Below are 20396 nucleotides of genomic sequence, written 5' to 3'. Positions count from 1 at the left end.
TTTCTTAAGACCACAAGGAAGATTCAAACATCTATTCAAAAAAGGTAATGAACATCTAATTGCAGAAATGCAAGCTGAAGTTGACAGAAGATGGGAAGAACTATTAGTTAGATGTGGTGAAAAATAATTGACAGGAGCTATTTATTAGCTCCTTTTCTATAAAAAATTACTTGATTTTTTAGCTTAGAATATATAATCTTGATGAAAATTCAAGTACGCAATTGAAATAAAAGACGAACTAAAACAGTTACAATATTGCGTTTTCAAATTTAAAACTACACCGGTTTAAATAGAGTTAAAAGGAGTGTTTTATATGGCAAGAACATTTGAAGAAATTATTACTAAAGCAAAAAGCTTAGATATTAAAAAAGTAGCAGTTGCTGCAGCAGAAGATAGTCATGTACTTGAAGCAGTGAAAGAGGCTAAAGATCAAGGGTTTGCTGACGCGATTCTAGTAGGAGACAAGGAAAAGATATTTAAAATTTCAGAAGAATTAAATATAGATTTATTAGGAATAGAAGTTGTTGATGAAAAGAATCCTGCCAAGGCAGCTCTAAAAGCTGTAGAATTAGTATCAAGTGGTAAAGCAGATATGGTTATGAAAGGATTAGTTGGAACTGCAGATTTTTTAAGAGCAGTACTAAACAAAGAAGTTGGATTAAGAACAACTAACTTAATGTCACATGTTGCAGTATTCCAAACTCCAAAAATTGATAGATTATTATTTTTAACAGATTGTGCTTTTAACATGTACCCAGATTTAAACGATAAAATCAAAATAGTAAAGAATTCAGTTTTAGTAGCAAAGTCTGTTGGTATAGAAGTACCAAAAGTAGCACCATTATGTGCTGTTGAAGTTGTAAATCCTAAAATGCAAGCGACAATCGATGCAGCAATGTTATCTAAAATGAATGATAGAGGTCAAATTAAAGGATGTATAATCGATGGACCACTTGCTACAGATAATGCTCTTTCAGTAGAAGCAGCTAAAACTAAAAAGATAGATGGACCTGTTGCTGGAAAAGCAGATATCCTTTTAATGCCTTCAATAGATGCAGGAAATGTAATGTACAAAACTTTAGCATTTACAACAGATTCAGTAAGTGGAGCAATTTTAGTTGGAGCAGCAGCTCCAGTTATACTAACATCAAGAGCTGACAGTCATCAAACAAAGATGAATTCTATAGCTTTAGCAGCACTAGTAGCGAATAATAAATAACAAACCAGTTTACAGTAAAGAAACCTTTTACTCCGTAAAAGCTTTAAATTAATTTAATTCCCTTTTGCATAGCAAAAGTATTATATCCTAGTTAGCGAAGCTAACAAAAGTTTAGTTAAAGATTTCCTGAAGGAAAATCATCCTTAACTGTCAACTAAAATTAAAGGGGTGCGTAAAATGAGTTTTAAAATGCTAATAATTAATCCGGGTTCAACTTCAACAAAAATAGGTGTTTATGAAGATGAAAAGCAAATTTTTGAGGAAACTTTAAGACATTCATCAGAAGAAATTGATAAATTTGAAAAAATTTATGATCAGTTCCAGTTTAGAAAAAATGTTATTTTAGATGTTTTGAAAGAGAAAAATTTTGAAGTGGAATCTTTAGATGCAGTTGTTGGAAGAGGTGGCTTACTAAAACCAATAAGTGGTGGTACATATTCAGTAAATGAAATGATGCTAGAAGATTTAAAAGTAGGAGTACAAGGGCAACATGCATCAAATCTTGGTGGCATAATTGCAAATGAAATTGCTACTCCAATAAATATACCTGCTTTTATAGTGGATCCAGTTGTTGTAGATGAAATGCAAGAAGTAGCTAGGGTTTCAGGTATGGAAGGAATTAATAGGAAAAGTATATTCCATGCTTTAAATCAAAAGGCTGTTGCTAAGAGATATGCGAAGGAAAATGATAAGAAGTATGATGAATTAAATCTAATAGTAACTCATATGGGTGGAGGAGTTTCTGTAGGTATCCATAAGAATGGAAAAGTTATTGATGTAAACGGTGCAATAGATGGTGATGGTCCTTTTTCACCTGAGAGAAGTGGAAGTGTACCAATTGGTGACTTAGTTAAAATGTGTTTTAGTGGGGATTATTCTATAGATGAAATTAATAAAAAGATAGCTGGTAAAGGTGGCATGGTTTCTTATCTTGGAACTAATGATGCAAGAATAGTTGAAGAAAAAGCTTCAGATGGTGATAAAAAAGCAAAATTAATATTAGATGCTTTTATTTACCAAGTTTCTAAAGAAATCGGAAGTGCTGCTACTGTTTTAAAAGGAAAAGTAGATTCGATTATTTTAACAGGTGGCATAGCATACGGGAAAAATATTACAGATAAAATTGTTGAGAATGTAGGATTCATATCTCCAGTTGCAATATATCCAGGTGAAGATGAATTATTAGCTCTAGCAGAAGGTGCTTTGAGAGTTTTAACTGGTAAAGAAGAAGCTAAAAAATATTGCTAGTAAAAAGTTTTTAGAATAAACAAAACACGTTGATTTAAATAAAATCAACGTGTTTTGTTTATTTGGATTGCTTATGCTTTGTTTTGACAGCGTTATTAAAATACAATATAATGTAAAAAAGTATGATAAAAATACAATAGTCATCAAATAAAAAATATATTTGTTAGTTAAAATAGGTATATAGAAAGGGGATGAGAAGAAAATGGAAAATAACTCAAATAAAATATTTTACGGAGATATTAGTGAAGTTAATTCTGTGCTTTGGAGAGATTATAATGATTTTGCTCTATTAGAAAGTAAAAGAGAACAAAAATTAGACGGATATGATGAAAAATATAATGATTTCGTTCACTTTATTATTAAAATAACTCATGATATTTGGGAAGAAAAAGGTATTGGAGTTATTTATGATACATATTCAAACAATGTTCACCTTCATCTTAGTTCTCAAACCGCTGTTGGTATTCAAGGCGTTATTAGTAATACACTTCAAAACTTACATGCTTTCCCTGATAGAAGGTTGATTGGACAAAATGTTATATTTTCTCCGTATGATAATGATGGACTACTTTCTTCACATAGAATTGTTTCTACAGCAACTAGTTTAGGGGATTGCAGCTTTGGACCAGCAACAGGAAAAAAAATTAATTATAGGACTGTAGTTGATTGTGCAGCCTATAAAAATAGAATTTTCGAAGAATGGTTAGTAAGAGATAATCTTTGGATTGTAAAACAACTAGGTTTTGATCCACATGAAGTAGCTAAAAGATTTGCTAAAGAAAGTAAGAATCTAGAGCCTGCACTTCAAAGTAAGTTTGGTATTGGAGAATCAATGGAAGGTCAATTTTATCCAGAGTTATATAAAGCTAAAGATGATAGTGTAGGAGAAATGGTCTTAGAAATGATTAGTAGTATTTGGAATCGCAAGCTTATAAATAAAGTAAAAGATTTCTACCATGATAATGCTTGCCTTCATTATGTATGCAATATAGATTTAAATGGATATGATGATATTCAAGGAATGTTTGTGAGCTTATTTGCTTCATTCCCAAATGCAGGTATTTTGGTGGAAAGAGTATCATGTAATGAAAGAGGAAATCAAAATGCATGGGATGTTGCTGTTAGATTGAGAATTAATGGTATTCATGAAGGGTATGGATATTTTGGGGATCCATCTGGAAAAAGGGTTAGCTTTATGATTATGAACCATTATCACATAGTTGATAATAAGGTGAAAGAAGAGTGGATGACATTTGATGGAATAGATGTGCTTCGTCAGATTTATATGGGTGATGAAGATACTAGTTGTGAATAGCAATATATAAATAAATAGATATGAAGAGAAATAAATGAGACAATATGTAGATACGTTACATATTGCCTTTTAGTTAAAAAATTAATGTGAATTTTAACTATATTTTATTTTATTCTGAATGTTTTGTTATTCTAACAAATATTTCTATGGAAGTATTTTCTTTTATTTTATAAAATGATATAATGTCTATATTAGTAATAAAATATCATAAAAAAGGGAAAGAGGTATTATATGTTGAAATTAACCGTACTAGAATTTTTGCTAAGAACTATACCAGAATCGTTTATAAGTGTGCTAATAAGTTATTTAATATCTAATACTAAGATACAGAAAAAAACATATATAATATCAAGTCTACTTTTTGCTGTAGCTACATATTTAATAAGACTTCTTCCTATTGATATGGGCGTACACTCATTAATTATATTCTCTGCGTACATACCTATTTGTGTTATTATAAGTAAAATACCAATAAATAAAGCAATATTTTCAATAATGTCTGCTGCATTAGTTTTGATTTTGTGTGAATTAGTAAATGTATTCATTATAGTTAATATTTTCAAGATTAACGTACAAACTGCATTAGTAAATCCTGTTTTAAAAACTGTTTATCTAATGCCGTCATTGTTTTTATATATACTATTTGCTTTGCTACTATATAAATATACTATGATTAAAAGGAAAGGTGAAAAATGTTTTTAATCGAAAAGCTATCTAATGGAATAGGGAGTAAATTTGCCTCTATTTTAAAATTGGACAAGGACCATGAAGAAATAGTTACTTATGGAGCATTTATTTTTCTTCAAAAATTATGGGCCATTTTTATAGTTTTAGTAATTGGAACAATTTTTGGTGTTTTGATAGAAGCTCTTTTTATTTTCTTTACTTCTAGTTTGTTGAGGAAGTATTCAGGTGGAGTTCACGCAAGTTCTCCTAATGGATGTGCTATTATCGGAGCAATTGTTACAGTAATTTTAGCATTAATAATAAAAGTATTGTTTAGGATGATTAGTATTGAAGTGGCCGTAATTCTTGGAATAATAAGTTTTATTATTTCTTATTATGTTATTTATAAATTAGCTCCTGTGGATAGTCCAGAAAAGCCAATAGTAAAATTTGAGAGAAAACAGTATCTCAAAAGATGTTCTATAAGGATTTTAAATATTTTGTTAGTGTTTACAAATGTTCTGTTATTTATTTATTTTAAATATAAAATAGTTATTTTATTAAACTTTATAGGATGTATATGGATTGGCTCTTTGTGGCAAGTTTTTACCCTTACATCAAAGGGACATAAAGTAATATTTATATTTGATTCAATTTTTAATAGAATATTTAATATAATTAGTTTAAAGGAGGATTTAAATGAAGAGTAAAGTAATAAGGACAATGGTGACTTTAGGAACAGCTATATTAACTTTATTTGCTGTTTCAACATCAGCTTCAGCATGTGTTGCTAGCATGTATCAACCTAAAGAACCTGAGTGTCTAAGAGATTAATAATTAATAAAACAAGTAACAAAAGCCTTATATTTTTGTTACTTGTTTTATTAATTATAAATATACTATACGGAAGTGAAAAGAATGGAACATACAGAAGTAAAACTTAGGAAAAAAATAAATGATAATACATCCATTGTAAAATTAATTTTATTATTTTTTTGTGATTTGATTATTTATAATTCAGTATTAATACAATATGATATTTCGTCAGATTCTATAAATGGATATCTAGATATAACGCTTATAGGATGTTCAGTATTAATGGTTATGTGGACAACCTTCATGTGGTGGTGCTTTGTTTTAAAAGCTAACAAAAGTAAGAATAGTAAGCTATTTAGAATTACTGAAAGTTTGCTGTATGTGGTAATAATTACAGTACTTATTAGTATATCGAATACCTATTTAAGTCAATATAAACTATTGTATTTGTTGATAATAATTACATCAACTATACAAATAGGTATGAAATTTGGAATGTTTATATCTTTAGTTTCTTCAGTGATAATTTTAGGAATGGATTTGATATGTGTTTCTGATGTTGTAATCAATGTATATTTTCAAAATGATTTAATTTTGGCAGGGGTTTTTATTTTATCGGCTTATACTTTAGGAAATTATGTAAGTACTGAGAATGAAAATATTAGAAATAAAGATATGAAATTAAAAGGTTTGAATAATGAATTGATAAAAAAAGATATGCAAAGGAGATATATTGAAGATATATTGATAAAAAATAAAAATTGTTATAATTTACTTATAAACAATTCAAGCAATGCTATAATAATTCATTCTAAAGATAGATTATTATTTGCAAATGAAAGTGCTTTAAAAATGCTGGGATTTAGTTCTGAGGAGCAAATAACCAACAAATCAGTTTTTGAATTTGTTCCTGATGATGAAAAATGTAAAGTTAATAAGGTGTTTTCCGAATTATATAGTAGTATAGAAAATATGTATTCCTTTGAACAAAATTTACTTAAGTGCGATAATAGTTCCATAGTTGTTGAAAATATTTCCACGTATTTAATATATAAAGGGCAGCATACAATCCTTAGTATTTTACGAGACATTACTCCAGAGAAACAGGTAGAAAAGCTACAAATGGATGTAGAACATAATGTGAGATTATTAAATGAGTCTCGAGAGTTTAATAAAATGGTTACTGAGTTTTTCACAAATATATCTCATGAATTAAAAACACCACTCAACGTAATATTTTCGGCATTACAGCTGTTGAATATAATTGATAATTCAGATAAAGATTATACTATAAAGAAAAATAAATATTTGAGTATGATGAAACAAAATTGTTATAGACTAACTAAATTAATTAATAATTTACTTGATGTTACCAAATCTGATTCTGGTTTTATTACGCTAAAAGTTCAAAATAATAATATAGTGAGTGTTGTAGAAAATATTGTACTTTCTGTTGTTTCTTATGTAGAAAGTAAAAAAATAAGTCTAGTATTTGATACCAATGTAGAAGAAAAAATAATGGCTTTTGATCCCAATAAACTTGAAAGAATTGTGCTTAATCTACTTTCAAATGCAGTTAAGTTTACTGATGTAGGGGGAGAAATATTTGTTAATATTATTGATAATATAGATCATGTGCTTATTTCGGTAAAAGATACAGGTGTAGGTATACCTGAAGGTAAACTAGATATGATATTTGAAAGATTTGGTCAGGTAGATAAAACATCTAAGCGAAATCATGAAGGAACAGGTATAGGGTTGTCGCTTGTTAAATCTTTTGTAGAACTTCATGGAGGAAAAATTGATATTAAAAGTAAGTTTGGAGAAGGAAGTGAGTTTATTGTAAATCTTCCAGTAAAATTAGTGGACAAAGACACTAGTGAAGAAAGTATTCTATATGATAGTAATATAGAAAGAATAAATATTGAATTTTCTGATGTATATTCTGATTAAAGAAAAACGCTCAAACTAGAAGTTTAACTTTTAGAATGGGTGTTTTTTATTTCAAATATTTCTTTTACAACATGTTAATAGAATATTTCACTAGAAAATTAATGATTCATGTTATAATGGAAGGGATTTGTGTAATGTTTTAACAATTAAAAGGGTAGTTGGATTTAAGAGGAGGGTATTTAATGCAGAAATTTAGAAGGGTAATATCAATATTGATATTATCATTATTAGTAGTTTTGAATATTAATTATAATGTTTTAGCTGAAGAAAGTGTCAGCATCAAAATAAACACAGGATTTGATGGAATTTATAAATATGGAAACTATACACCAATAAATGTGGAAATAGCTAATAATATAAAGGATATCAATGGTGAATTACAGCTTGGAATTGTTAATGATAATGGAGATACAACATTATTTGCTAAAGAGATTAATTTACCAAAGAATTCTACAAAAGATATTACTATTGATGTACCTGTAATGGATTATAGCTCTAAGAAAGTATACGTCAAGTTAATAGAAGGTAATAAGGTTTATTATGAAGATTTTAGCAAGATAAAACCTGGAATAAGAGAAAATAGTGTTTTGATAGGTATTTTAAGTGATAAACAAGATAATGTTAGTTATACCGGAGATCTTGGGAATTTTAACTTTTCAAACAATAGTGTTTTAAGCAAGGGAGTTCAATTAGATGAAAATATTTTTCCGGAAAATAACAATACAATGGAAAGTTTTGATATTTTAATTATAAATGATTTTGATACTTCAAAGTTTAATGAAAAGCAATATAGTGCATTGAAAACTTGGGTCAATAATGGGGGCACATTGATTATTGGAACAGGGGAAGCTTATAATAAGACACTTGGAATATTTATGGAAAGCGATGATGATTATTTAGTAGGAAAAATTGGTGAAGTAAGTAGGGTTAATACAAGTGCTTTACATGAATTTATGAGTCTAGGTGGTAATGTTGAAGTAATGGAGCTAGACTTAATAGACCTACAGTTAGATAAAGGTGTTAGTATGTTAGAAGATAATAATTCTACAATAGTTCAAAAAATTGATAAAGGAAAAGGAACTATAGAAGTTTTAGCTTTTGATTTAGGGTTGAATCCTATGGCAAACTGGGAAGTAAGACATAGTTTTGTGAAAAAACTTATTAAAGAAGTGTACTCAGGTGATTTATTATCTAATTCAGATAGGGGTTATGATAAATTCAATAGGATACAAAATATTTTAGCTAATATTCCTGAACTTCCAATGCCAACAGCTATGAAGACAATAATTATTTTTATTATTTATATTTTATTGGTGTCACCAATTAGTTATTTGATCTTAAAGAAAAGAGATAAAAGAGAACTAATGTGGGGTGTTGTGCCTGTATTATCTATAATATTTGTTGTAATAATGTTTGTTTCTGGAATTTCTACTAGGGTAAGTACTTCTGTAATTAATTCAATTAACTATATTAATGTGGATAAAGAGGGAAATAAAAGTATAGATAGCTTTGCAAGTGTTTTGACTCCTACAAAATCGGATATAAAAATTGATACTGATGAAAATTTGGTCTTATCACCTATGATAAAAAATTACCATTATGGATATTCAAGATCAAATAATTTGACTAATTTAAAAGTGTCAGATGTAAATCCAACATCAAAAATAATGGAAGGAAATAAAGATTATATTGAATTTTATAGTAACACTGTTTTTAGTAATAATATTGTTAAGGTTAAAAATATGGTACAAGAAGGTAACATTGCATGCTCGTTAAATTTCTCGGATGGAATGTACTCAGGTAAAGTAACTAACAAGTTTGATTTTGATGTTTCGGATAGCTATATTTTGTTTAACAATAATTATATAAAAATTGGTGATATAAAAGCAGGAGAAACGAAAGAAGTGAAAATTGCTGCTAATACTTATAGAGGTGGAATTCGTGAGTTTACTGAAAAAGTATATAGAAACAACAGAAATAATGCTAATTCATCTTTTATGAGCGCTGAAGAGATAAAGAAAATAAAATTTTCAAGACAAAAGGCTGATTTTTTAAATACATATTTTGAGGATACAAACAATGTTGAAAGTCCTAAACTTATTTCTTGGGCAAATACAGATTTTAATAAAGGGATAATCGTTAATGGGAAAAGCATAAGAAAATTTGAAAAGAGTATTCTTATTACAGATGCAAATATTACATTTAAAAGTAACGGTATTGCGGAATATCCCTATGGGTTTATTGCTCCTAAATTAGATACTTCAGGAAATAATGCTATGGGATATGACGAGTATTCAAAACGATTTTATGAAACTGGTAATTATGAGGTATCTTTTCTACTCGAGGAGAAAGATATAAATCTTGAAGAAATAAATGTTAAATATTCTTTGACAATCTTTCAATCTGGCGGAGCTAAAGCCGCAGAACAGTATATTTACAATAATAAAACAGGTGAATGGGAAGAAGGAGACTTTAGAAATTATAAAATTAAGAAAGAAGATTTTGATAAATATCTAGATAATAATAATGAGTTGAGATTTAAACTAAATATTTTAAAAAATGATACACCAGGTGAAATTCCTAAAATATCAGTGAAAGGAAGTGTGAAATAGTGCTTCAGATCAAAAATTTATATAAAAATTATGGTAAATTTAATGCTGTAGATAATTTGAGTTTAGATATTGAAGAAGGAGAAATATTTGGTTTCGTAGGTCCAAATGGAGCTGGTAAAACTACAACAATGAAAATTGTATGTGGATTATTGAGCGCTACAAAGGGCGAAGTTTTTGTTGATGGAATAGATGCAATAAAAAATAGTAAAAAAGCTAAAGAGGCTATAGGATATATGCCGGATTTCTTTGGTGTTTATGATAATTTGAAAGTAAGTGAATATTTGAATTTTTACGCTTCGATATATGATATAACTGGAGAGGAAAGTAAAAAAATATGTTCAGATTTATTAGAATTGGTAGATTTGACTAATAAAAAGGATGCTTACGTTGATAGTTTGTCAAGAGGTATGAAACAAAGGCTTTGTCTTGCAAGAAGTCTAGTACACAATCCTAAAATTTTAGTTTTAGATGAACCAGCTTCAGGAATGGACCCTAGGGCAAGATTTCAAATGAAAGAGATTTTGAAAAGTTTGAAGGATATGGGTAAAACAGTAATAGTTAGTTCGCATATACTATCTGAACTCTCAGAAATTTGTAGTACTATTGGAATAATTGATAATGGTAAAATGGTTATTAAAGGTACTTTTGATGAGATTATGAGCAAGATATACAAAAATAGAAGTATAAGAATTAAAGTAAGTTCAGAATTAGAAAAAGCTGTTATAATACTTAAAGAATTTCCCAATATTAATAATATCATTACTGGTGAAAATAAAATTGAAGCTGATTTTGTAGGAAATGATAGTGATATGAATAAGCTTCTCAAAGAATTAATAATAAGAGAAGTTCCAGTAGTTACTTTTTCTCAAATAGATGGAAATTTAGAGGACATATTTATGAAAGTAATAGATAAGGGGGAAGAGTAATGAACATTAATCCAGTTATGAAAAAAGAATTAAAAGTAAGGATGAGAAATTGGAAAGCAGCAGGAATGATTGCAGCATATGTAGGTGTATTGATTCTAGTAGTTGTGTTTATACTTTTAAATACAGTTATGGATCCCTATTATTCATCCTTTAGAGGAGAAAGCTTTATGGCTATTTATAATACATTGGCAATTATTCAATTTATGTTAATAACGTTTATTGTTCCAGCATTAACAGCTGGTTCTATATCGGGAGAGAGAGAACGTCAAACTTTAGACTTGCTTTTATGTACAAAACTATCAACAAAATCTATTATTCTTGGTAAATTATTTACTTCAATAAATCAGATATTATTGTTGATAGTAGCGTCACTTCCAGTATTTTCAATAATATTTTTGTTTGGTGGAATTTCTATAATTGAATTACTTCAATTATTAGTATTTTATATAGTTCTTACAATTACTATTGGAAGTATAGGGATTTTCTTTTCAACTCATTTAAAGAGAACTACTCCAGCCACTGTATTGACATATGCTTTTACTGCATTTCTTATTTTAGGAACAATTTTCTTTGCAGTGTTTTACGTAAGAATTTACTTAAAGACTTGGAGTTCACAAGAAACATTTCCTCTAATGTATTTAAATCCACTAGCAGGTTTTGGATCTTTACTTGCTTCTCAATTTGGTATGGAAAATGCTTTTAATATACCTGGAGTTTATGTAGCTGCAGCAAATAGTAAAATTCCATTTTGGATTCTTAATAGCATAATAAATTTAATTATGGCAGGGATATTTTTGTTCTTGTCAGCATTGAAACTCAATCCTACAAAGAAGAAAAGAAAAATTCATTTTAGAAAAAATACAAAACAAACTAGAGACATGTGATAAGTTACAAGTGACAAGTTAAGGTTGATTTTCTTGCAGAAAATCTTTAACTAAGCCTTTATCATCTTCGATGATGAAACGATGAGTTTTTGCTATGCAAAAGGTATCCACAACTTGTCACTTATAACTTGTCACTATAAATTTCCAACTTGTTCGCAATTTACAAAAAAGGTGGTGTTTATTTGAAAAACATAGACCAACAAATTAGAATAATTATCAATAAAATAAAGAAAAGATTATTTCTGGTACAATGGATTAGATATCTATTAAAATTTCTTGTAATTGGTATGTTAATGGGGATGGTAATTGAAATATTATCAAGATTTGTACCTATATATAAACCTTATAAAATCACTATTATTATTCTAGTTATAAGTACACTGTTAAGCTTGATATGGGCTTTGATAAAAACTCCAAAAGATATAACAACAGCTTTAAAAACTGATGCTCTTGGGTTGAAAGAGAGAGTTGTAACTTCCCTTGAATTAGAAGGGGATAGTAGTGTTATAGCTCAATTGCAGAAGAAAGATGCTTTAGATTATCTTCAAAAATTGGATTATAAAAAAGAATTATCTTTTGTACCTAATAAAAAGAGTATTATATCGTTTTTAATTCTAGGATGTTTGCTAACGGGTTTATTCTACTTGCCTAATCCTATGAAAGAAATAGCACAAAAAAAACATGAAATAAAGATAGTCAAAAAAGATGCAGTAAAAGATGTAGAAAAGGTTCAAAAGAAGATAGAAAAAAATGAAAAAATTTCTGATTGGATGAAATTAGATGCTAATAACAACTTAAAAAAGTTAAAGAAAGAACTTAGTGAAGCAAAAAATAATGAAGAAATAAACAAAGCTATTCAAAAAAGTAGTAAGAAACTAGAACTTATGAAAAAGAAATATTTAGATGATGATTTAGAAAAAGTAGCGGATACTTTTATGAAAAATGAAATAACAAAGGAGCTTGGAAAGCTAATAAAGGATGGAAATAAAGAAGAATTATTAAAGAAAATGGATGAAGTTGCTGAAAGTTTAAAAAATGCCTCTCCAGAAGAAATAGAAAAACTATCAAAAGGATTAAGTAAATTGGCACAAGAATTAAAAAATAACCCTAATCTTGCCAAAGCTTTTGGAGAGTTAGCTTCTAATTTAGCAAAAGGGAATATATCAACTTCTTCAGAAGCTATGAATGAAATGTCTAGTACTCTATCTCAGCTTATGGAGAATCAGGAATTTGCAAAAGCTATGGAAGATATACAACAATCACTTGATAAAACAGCAGAAAAATGTGCTACTAATTCAAATAGTGGAAACAAGCAAGGGACTGGTGGATGAAGTGGTAATGGGCAAGGCCAAGGACAAGGCCAAGGACAAGGAACTGGTGGAGCTGGCACAGGAGCAGGAAGTGGTTCTGATAAGGGACAAGAACAGTCACCAGAAGGGACACAAAGTAATAACAGCGGTTTAAGTAAGAAAGATGGAAATAGCGGTAAAAATGTTAATGATTATGAAAAAATATTCACTCCTAAAACATTAGGAGGAGAAGGTGAAACATCTATGTTGAACGGTCAAAAGAATGATAATGGAGCTTCTGAACAAATTATCACTGAAAAAGGGATCGGCATAAAAGGTAACTCTGTACCGTATAACCAGGTGGTTGGAGAATATAAGAATAAAGCATATGAGAATATGGAAAATTCAGTTATACCAGAGTCAATGAAAGATGTTGTTAAAAGTTATTTTTCATCATTAGAGGAATAGAAAAGCATATATACTTTTCTTTATTAACTAAAGGATGGAAAACATAAATGTTTTCCTTAATAAGAGTATAATAAATTAATTCGCAATTTTAGGGGAGTTGGTAAAATGGAAATTCAAGAAAAAGATATATTAGATTTTGCAAATGATATACAAAAAGTAGAAGAAGAAATAGGTAAAGGAATAATAGGTCAAAAGGATATAATAAGGCAAGTTTTAATTGGAATTTTAGCTGGAGGGAATATGCTTCTTGAAGGGGTTCCTGGATTAGGAAAAACCCAATTAATAAAAACTTTGTCTAAGGTTTTAGATTTAGAATTTTCAAGAATACAATTTACTCCTGACTTGATGCCGGCAGATGTAGTTGGAACTAATATAATAGTTAAAGGAGAAATGGGTGAAAGTAAATTTCAATATGAAAAAGGGCCTATATTTGCTAATTTAGTATTGGCAGATGAGATAAATAGAGCAACTCCAAAAACTCAGTCTGCATTACTTGAGGCTATGCAGGAACAAACTGTTACTGTAGGTAGGGAAACTTATGAATTACCACAACCATTTATGGTTTTAGCTACCCAAAATCCTCTTGAGATGGAAGGTACATATCCATTACCAGAAGCACAACTAGATAGATTTCTATTTAAACTTCACGTTAAATTTCCAGAATTTGAAGAATTAAATGAAATAGTGAATCTTACAGTAATGAACATTAATAACGAAATAAATAAGATAATGGATGGAGAAAAGATTTTGAAGATGAGAAATCTTGTAAGAGAAATACCTATTGCAAAGCCTGTTCAAGAATTTGCATTGAAAGTTCTACTAGCTACTCATCCAGAGAAAGAAGATTCGCCTGAAGTAACTAAAAAATATATACGTTTTGGAGCAAGTCCTAGAGGAGCTCAAGCAATAATTTCTACAGCTAAAGTAAGAGCATTAATGGAAGGAAGATATAATGTATCTTTTGAAGATATAGAGTATGTAGCATATCCTGCACTACGTCATAGATTCTTTTTAAACTTTGATGCAGTGGCAGATAAGGTAAGTGCAGATGATATAATATCGGAAATACTAGCATCTGTTTCAAAATCTAGTTGATTAATTAATCATGGTAATTATAAATTGCGAAGAGAGGCGCTTCGCAATTTATAGTTGACAGTCTACAGTAAAGGTTGATTTTCTTGCAGAAAATCTTTAATTAAACCTTTGTTGGCTTTGCTAACACAAAAGTAATCACTTAAAGCTTTTATATAATTAAAAGCTTTCGTATCAACGAAAGGTGACTGTGAACTGTCAACTAAAAAAGGGTGTACTTTACTGAAAACTGTCAATCGTCAACTACTTAGTAATCTATTTCTAGTGTGAAGTTCATTTTTAAAATGGTATTATTTAAAACTATAAATAACTAATTATAAGATCAAAATATCGGGGTGTGTAATTTGCAGGATAAAATATTTGATAGTGATTTTTTTAAGAAGCTCGAAAATATATCATTGAATGTAAGAATGTTAATGAAAGAGGGAGCAGCTGGAGGAAGAAAATCAAAAGCTAAGGGAAGCTCTGTAGAATTCTCGGATTTCAGAGAATATACTATGGGAGATGATTTTAGAAGGATTGATTGGAATGCTTATGGAAGATTTGACAAACTTTTTATTAAACTTTTTATGGAAGAAAGAGAAGCTTTTGTAAATATATTTATTGATAGTAGTAAATCTATGGATTATGGTGAAGCTAAGAAAAGCACTATGGCATTGAAAATTTCAGCTGTTTTAAGTTATCTTTCTTTGAATAATTTAGATAGAGTTTGTATAAATGATTTAAGTAATTCTAATCTTCAAAGTTCCACAACTTATATGGGTAGAAATACTTTTAATAGATGCATTGAATACTTGGAAAATATAAATTTCAAAGGAGCAACAAATATTGAAGCTTCAATAAAAAAGAAAAATCTAAACACTAGAGGAGTTTCAATTGTTATCTCAGATTTCTTTACAAAAGGAAAATTGGAAGAATTAATTAAATACTTGATATACAAAAAGCAAGAAGTGATTATAATACATATATTATCTGGAGAAGAGTTAAGTCCTGAGCTTCAGGGGCAAGTTAGGTTAATAGATGCTGAAACAAATGAAGCAAAGGATGTAGTAATAACTTCTCAATTAATTAAGAATTATCATGCACACTTAAACAAGTTTATAAATAATATAAAAGAGTTTTCAAAAAAAGTAGGAGCTTCTTATTTATTGATTTCTTCAGAGGAAGAATTAGAAAAAGTAGTATTTGAAAACTTGGTTAAATTGGATGTGATTCGATGACTTTATTAACTAGTAGTACACTTTGGTTTTTACTTCTCATTCCACTTGTAGTATTAATGTATATTTTAAAGCAAAAATTTAATGAAGAAAAAGTGTCGAGTTTATACCTTTGGGACATTGTTCTTAAGGATGTAGAAGTAAATACTCCATGGCAAAAATTGAAGAAAAATTTATTATTGTTACTTCAAATATTGATAATTATATTATTAATTTTTGCAGCAGCAAATCCATTTATAAATTATAATGGTACTGGTATGAATAATTTGATTGTTGTAATAGATAATAGCGGTAGTATGAGTGCTTTATATGAAAATAATACAAGACTAGATGAAGCGAAGGAAAAAGCAATATCATTAATAAAATCATCTCCAAAAGGAAGTGCCATTTCGGTTATATCTATGGAATCTGAGCCCAATATACTTATATCTAATTCATCTAATAAAAGTGAAGTTTTAAGAATAGTAGATAATATTGAAGCTAAAAATGCTACAGGTAATATAAATGAAAGCTTATCTTTAGTAAAATCTATAGCAAAGCAATATGATAATTATAAAGCCGTATTTTATAGTGATAGTGATGTAGAACTGAAAGATATTAATGGAGAATTAATTAGTTTATCATCGAAAGGTGATAACGTGAGTCTTGATCATATTTCTTCTAATGTAAATGAAGGTATTATTAAAATTCTTGTAAGGTTGACAAATAGAAGTGAAATTGATTTAGAGAGAGAGGTTTCCTTGTATGATAGCGAAAATACTTTACTAGATATAAATACTATTGATATAAAAGCAGGTGAAACAAAAACTATATTTTTCAATATTGAAAATGAAAATAAAAAGTGGGTCTATGCTGAAATAACCGAAAAGGACTCTCTTATCGAGGATAACAAAATATATTATGTGATAGAGCAGCCTGAAACTAAAAAAGTAATACTTGTAACAGATAAAAATTTGTTTATCGAAAAAGCTATTTCGCCAATAAATAATGTAGAATTATATAAAACATCAGATATCAACAATATCGATGAAAATTATGATTTATATATTTTTGATGGTAAGCTTCCAGAAAAATTACCAGAGCAAGGGAGTTTATTAATTATAAATCCAGATAAAGATATTGGATTGTTTAAAATTGGTAAAGAATTAGAGGGCGGAAAGGTTGAAATTAAAGATCATAGAATATCAGAATATATTCATAAAGCAAACTTTTCTGTTTCAAAAATGAAAGATGTTAAATTGCCATATTGGGCACAGGAAATTTTTAGTGTAAAAGGTTATACAGTTGCTTTTGCAGGTGAATATAAAGGGAAAAAAATAGGAGTACTGACTTTTGATTTGCACAATAGCGATTTTCCCTTAAGTGCTGAATTTCCAATTTTTATGAATAATATAGTTAAAGAATTTTTAGGAAGCTCTTTTAGTGATAGAATTAATTATAATTGTGGTGAGGAAGTGAAAATTAATCCTATTGAAGATATAAAGAAACTATATATAAATAAACCTGAAGGAAAGAAAGAAAATTTAGATACAGTATACCCAATTAAACCTTTCTCTTCAACATCTAAACCTGGAATATATAGTTTGATTCAAAGTAATGATGAGGAGAATTATGAGAATTTATTTTCAGTTAATTTTCCAAGTGAAAGTGAATCAAATATTAATGTTGAGATAGAAAAAAAGAAAAGCAATGCTATTGATTTAAAAAGTATAAGTAAGATAGGTTTAAGTATTCAACCAATACTAATTTTACTTGCGTTATTTATTTTACTGATTGAATGGCGGGTATATATAAATAGATAAATTACTGCGTAGGTTTATCTATTAGTTGACAGGTGACTGTCAACTCAAAAAAGGGAGTGATAGTTTTGAGGTTTGAATTTTCTAGGGTATGGATATTAACATTTATCCCTCTAGGGTTAATTTTGATTTTTATTATGGCTAGAGATTTAAAAATTAATAGATTTAGAAAGAGGATAATGCTTTTTCTTAGAGGCACTATAATTACATTTTTGATACTTGCACTAAGTGGTGTAGGAATCGTATGGAGGGCAAGAGACACAACTACTATTTTTCTAGCTGATTTATCTGATAGTTTAAAAAGCGAAAAGAATGAAGTTGACAGTTTTATTAGAGAATCAATAAAATATAAAAATTCTGGAGATAGCATAGGAGTTATTGCATTTGGTGAAAACGCCTTGGTTGATAGCTTCGTTTCCAAAAACATTTCTTTTTCGGACATTGAAACAGAGCCAAAAGGGATAAATACTAATTTTGAGAATGCTTTAAGTTCAGTCTTATCTATAATACCGGAAAATACTAAGAAGAGAATAGTTCTTATTAGTGATGGAGAAGAAAACGAGGGAAATGTTCAAAATATTGCTCCTCTGTTAATAGAACAAGGAATTGATTTTAAGGTTAAGAAATTGGAAAAGAATTTAGGGGAAGAAGTTTCAGTAGAAGGCATAGATGTTCCACAAAATTTACGTATAGGCCAAGAATTTAATGTTGTTGTTAATATAAATAGCACTGTTAATACTGAAGCTAATATAAGTTTATTTAGTGGAAATGAAAAAAAGTTAACTGATAGAATTAAACTAAATAAAGGAGAAAATAAGTTTGTATTTAAAGATAGCGCTAGTGTTAGCGGATTTAAAAGTTATGAAGTAAGAATAGATCCAGATACAGATAGTACAGTTAAAAATAATTCTGTGTCAGCTTTTACTAATGTTAATGATAAGCCTAGAATACTAGTTATACAAGATAAAGAAGGAGAAGCTGATGAGATAATAAAGATGTTAAAAGCTTCAGGAATAGAGTACGATTTACATAAAAGCGGTAGTGCTCCTAGTACTATAGAAAATTTATCAAAATATAAAAGTATAATTACATGTAATGTATCTGCGGAAAATTTAAATGATAAATTCTTAAATCTTTTAGAACCTTATGTTAAAGATTTAGGAGGAGGTTTTGTTGCTATTGGCGGTGATAATTCCTTTGCACTTGGAGGATACTATAAAACTCCGCTGGAAACTATACTTCCAGTATATATGGACTTAAGAGGAAGAAAAGAAATACCAAGTATGGCTCTTAACTTAGTAATTGATAAATCAGGAAGTATGTCAGGGAGTAAGCTAGCTCTTGCAAAAGAAGCTGCGGCAAGAACTTTAGATGCATTAAGAGATAAGGATGAAATTGGGGTATTGACTTTTGATGATAGCCAGTATTGGGTTGTGGAACGTCAAAAAATAAAAGATAAAGAAAGTTTAAGGAATGATATTGGGACTATTAGAGAGGGTGGAGGTACAAGTATTTTACCAGCTCTTGAAGAAGCGTATGAATCGTTAAAAAAGAGTAATGCTAAGATTAAGCATATAATTCTTTTAACGGATGGTCAAGCTGAACGAAGTGGATATGATGAACTTATTGATCAAATGAATAAAGAAGGTATAACAATTTCTACTGTAGCTGTAGGTAGAGATTCTGATATATTACTTCTTGAAAATATTGCAGAGACCGGTAAGGGAAGATATTATTACACAGATGAAGGTGGAAACATACCTAGAATATTTGCTAAGGAAACCTTTATGGCTTCAAGAACATATCTTAATAATGAAGAGTTTACACCTGTAATTGAGAGTTTTCATTCTGTCTTATCAGGAGCAGCAGATAACGGTCTGCCAAATCTTATGGGATATATTGGTGCATCACCAAAGAACACTGCAAAGGTAGTTCTAAAAAGCAGTGAGGAAGATCCTATTCTATCAATGTGGAGATATGGACTGGGAAAAACTGTAGCATGGAATTCTGATATGAATGGGAAGTGGAGTTCAAACTATATTGGATGGGAAAATAATCTTAAATTATGGCAAAATATAATTAATTGGACTATAGACAATTATGAAGATAGTAATGTATCAATGGAAGTAAATATTGAAGGAACTAGTGCTAAAATTAACTTCAAAACAGAAGAAATGGATAAAGTATTAGATACAGAAGTTGAAATTCTAACTCCTTCTATGGAAAAGAAAAAAGTTAAATTATACCCTTCAACTCCTGGAGAGTATACCGGAGAATTTAATTTAGATAATACAGGAGTCTACATACTAAAAGGAATTCAAAAAGATGTGGGCGAAATTGTAAATGCGGCAACTGGGGGAGTTAATTTACCATATTCTCCGGAATATAAAATTACAAAAACTTCTAAAGTTTTAGAGGACTTGGTTCAGGGAGTAGATGGGAATTTTATAGATAACCCACAAGAAGTATTCCAAGGAGACATAAAAGGAGTTCAAGGACGTCGAGATTTAACTTATATATTATTAATATTAGCAATATTATTGTTTATATTAGATATTGCTTTTAGAAGATTAAATCTTCCTTTAGGAAAACTCCAAGAAAAGTTAAATACTATAAAACTAGCTAATACTGAAAACAAAGTTTCTAAAAATAATAAGAAAGAAAAAATAGTTAAAAATAAATCCTTTGAGACTACAAATAAAAAAAATGAAGAAAGCAAAGAGATGGAAGAAACTAAAGAAATAAAAGAATCTAAGAGTAAAGTGAAAAAGAAAGAAGAGAAAAAAGAATTATTGAATACTTCAGCTTTATTGAATAGTAAGAAAAAGAAATAAATATAAAAATAATACCACAAGTAAATTAGTGGTATTATTTTTTATATTTTCAATTCTC

General features: G+C 28.8%; 17 protein-coding genes and 1 pseudogene. All 18 read left to right on the top strand.

The genetic code is table 11. From position 1 onward, the window contains the following. Positions 1 to 127 (top strand): annotated as a pseudogene (locus ACQ3F0_RS24230) (pyruvate ferredoxin oxidoreductase); the annotation flags it as partial. 186 nt (positions 128 to 313) lie between these two features. After that, the gene (ptb, locus tag ACQ3F0_RS24225) at positions 314 to 1219 is read left to right on the top strand and encodes a phosphate butyryltransferase (protein ID WP_428868375.1); all 906 of its coding nucleotides are present in this window, start codon (positions 314 to 316) and stop codon (positions 1217 to 1219) included. 177 nt (positions 1220 to 1396) lie between these two features. Then, positions 1397 to 2467, top strand: coding sequence for a butyrate kinase (gene buk, locus ACQ3F0_RS24220; protein WP_428868374.1), 1071 nt, complete (start codon positions 1397 to 1399; stop codon positions 2465 to 2467). Between the two features lie 202 nt (positions 2468 to 2669). After that, entirely contained in the window at positions 2670 to 3782 is a 1113-nt protein-coding gene (locus ACQ3F0_RS24215; protein WP_428868373.1) for an ester cyclase, read from the top strand. Positions 3783 to 4013: 231 nt separating this feature from the next. Next, positions 4014 to 4484 carry a hypothetical protein gene (locus tag ACQ3F0_RS24210; RefSeq protein ID WP_428868372.1) on the top strand — a complete coding sequence of 157 codons (471 nt, stop codon included), beginning with the start codon at positions 4014 to 4016 and terminating at the stop codon, positions 4482 to 4484. Continuing rightward, a complete protein-coding gene (locus tag ACQ3F0_RS24205; protein WP_428868371.1) occupies positions 4475 to 5158 on the top strand; it encodes an accessory gene regulator ArgB-like protein in 684 nt (227 codons plus the stop codon). The genes ACQ3F0_RS24210 and ACQ3F0_RS24205 overlap by 10 nt, the downstream gene beginning before the upstream one ends. Further along, complete coding sequence (locus ACQ3F0_RS24200) at positions 5148 to 5282, top strand: cyclic lactone autoinducer peptide (RefSeq protein ID WP_428868370.1); 135 nt, start codon at positions 5148 to 5150, stop codon at positions 5280 to 5282. Before ACQ3F0_RS24205 ends, ACQ3F0_RS24200 begins: the two co-directional genes overlap by 11 nt. An 84-nt stretch (positions 5283 to 5366) precedes the next feature. Further along, on the top strand, positions 5367 to 7217 hold the full coding sequence (locus ACQ3F0_RS24195; RefSeq protein WP_428868369.1) for a PAS domain-containing sensor histidine kinase: 1851 nt from the start codon (positions 5367 to 5369) through the stop codon (positions 7215 to 7217). Between the two features lie 182 nt (positions 7218 to 7399). Continuing rightward, positions 7400 to 9829: a hypothetical protein gene (locus tag ACQ3F0_RS24190; protein ID WP_428868368.1), complete on the top strand. Its 2430-nt coding sequence runs from the start codon at positions 7400 to 7402 to the stop codon at positions 9827 to 9829. After that, positions 9829 to 10755 carry an ABC transporter ATP-binding protein gene (locus tag ACQ3F0_RS24185; protein WP_428868367.1) on the top strand — a complete coding sequence of 309 codons (927 nt, stop codon included), beginning with the start codon at positions 9829 to 9831 and terminating at the stop codon, positions 10753 to 10755. The genes ACQ3F0_RS24190 and ACQ3F0_RS24185 overlap by 1 nt, the downstream gene beginning before the upstream one ends. Continuing rightward, on the top strand, positions 10755 to 11639 hold the full coding sequence (locus ACQ3F0_RS24180) for an ABC transporter permease (protein ID WP_428868366.1): 885 nt from the start codon (positions 10755 to 10757) through the stop codon (positions 11637 to 11639). Before ACQ3F0_RS24185 ends, ACQ3F0_RS24180 begins: the two co-directional genes overlap by 1 nt. 182 nt (positions 11640 to 11821) lie before the next feature. Continuing rightward, positions 11822 to 12970 (top strand): hypothetical protein, encoded by a 1149-nt coding sequence (locus tag ACQ3F0_RS24175; protein WP_428868365.1) that lies wholly within the window; start codon positions 11822 to 11824, stop codon positions 12968 to 12970. Positions 12971 to 12977: 7 nt separating this feature from the next. Then, positions 12978 to 13103 carry a hypothetical protein gene (locus tag ACQ3F0_RS24170; RefSeq protein WP_428868364.1) on the top strand — a complete coding sequence of 42 codons (126 nt, stop codon included), beginning with the start codon at positions 12978 to 12980 and terminating at the stop codon, positions 13101 to 13103. Between the two features lie 89 nt (positions 13104 to 13192). Beyond that, the gene (locus tag ACQ3F0_RS24165; protein ID WP_428868363.1) at positions 13193 to 13396 is read left to right on the top strand and encodes a hypothetical protein; all 204 of its coding nucleotides are present in this window, start codon (positions 13193 to 13195) and stop codon (positions 13394 to 13396) included. A 105-nt stretch (positions 13397 to 13501) separates the two neighbouring features. Continuing rightward, complete coding sequence (locus tag ACQ3F0_RS24160; protein WP_428868362.1) at positions 13502 to 14491, top strand: AAA family ATPase; 990 nt, start codon at positions 13502 to 13504, stop codon at positions 14489 to 14491. A gap of 341 nt (positions 14492 to 14832) precedes the next feature. Beyond that, positions 14833 to 15708 carry a DUF58 domain-containing protein gene (locus ACQ3F0_RS24155; protein ID WP_428868361.1) on the top strand — a complete coding sequence of 292 codons (876 nt, stop codon included), beginning with the start codon at positions 14833 to 14835 and terminating at the stop codon, positions 15706 to 15708. Continuing rightward, positions 15705 to 17507 (top strand): vWA domain-containing protein, encoded by a 1803-nt coding sequence (locus tag ACQ3F0_RS24150; protein WP_428868360.1) that lies wholly within the window; start codon positions 15705 to 15707, stop codon positions 17505 to 17507. Before ACQ3F0_RS24155 ends, ACQ3F0_RS24150 begins: the two co-directional genes overlap by 4 nt. A 65-nt stretch (positions 17508 to 17572) precedes the next feature. After that, positions 17573 to 20338: a VWA domain-containing protein gene (locus ACQ3F0_RS24145; protein ID WP_428868359.1), complete on the top strand. Its 2766-nt coding sequence runs from the start codon at positions 17573 to 17575 to the stop codon at positions 20336 to 20338. Positions 20339 to 20396: the final 58 nt, after the last annotated feature.

It is taken from the genome of Clostridium sediminicola (assembly GCF_050402865.1).
GTDB classification, from domain to species: Bacteria; Bacillota; Clostridia; order Clostridiales; family Clostridiaceae; genus Clostridium_AF; species Clostridium_AF sediminicola.
The sequence above is the reverse complement of the archived record's forward strand: the minus strand, read 5'-3'. Positions and strand labels throughout refer to the sequence as shown.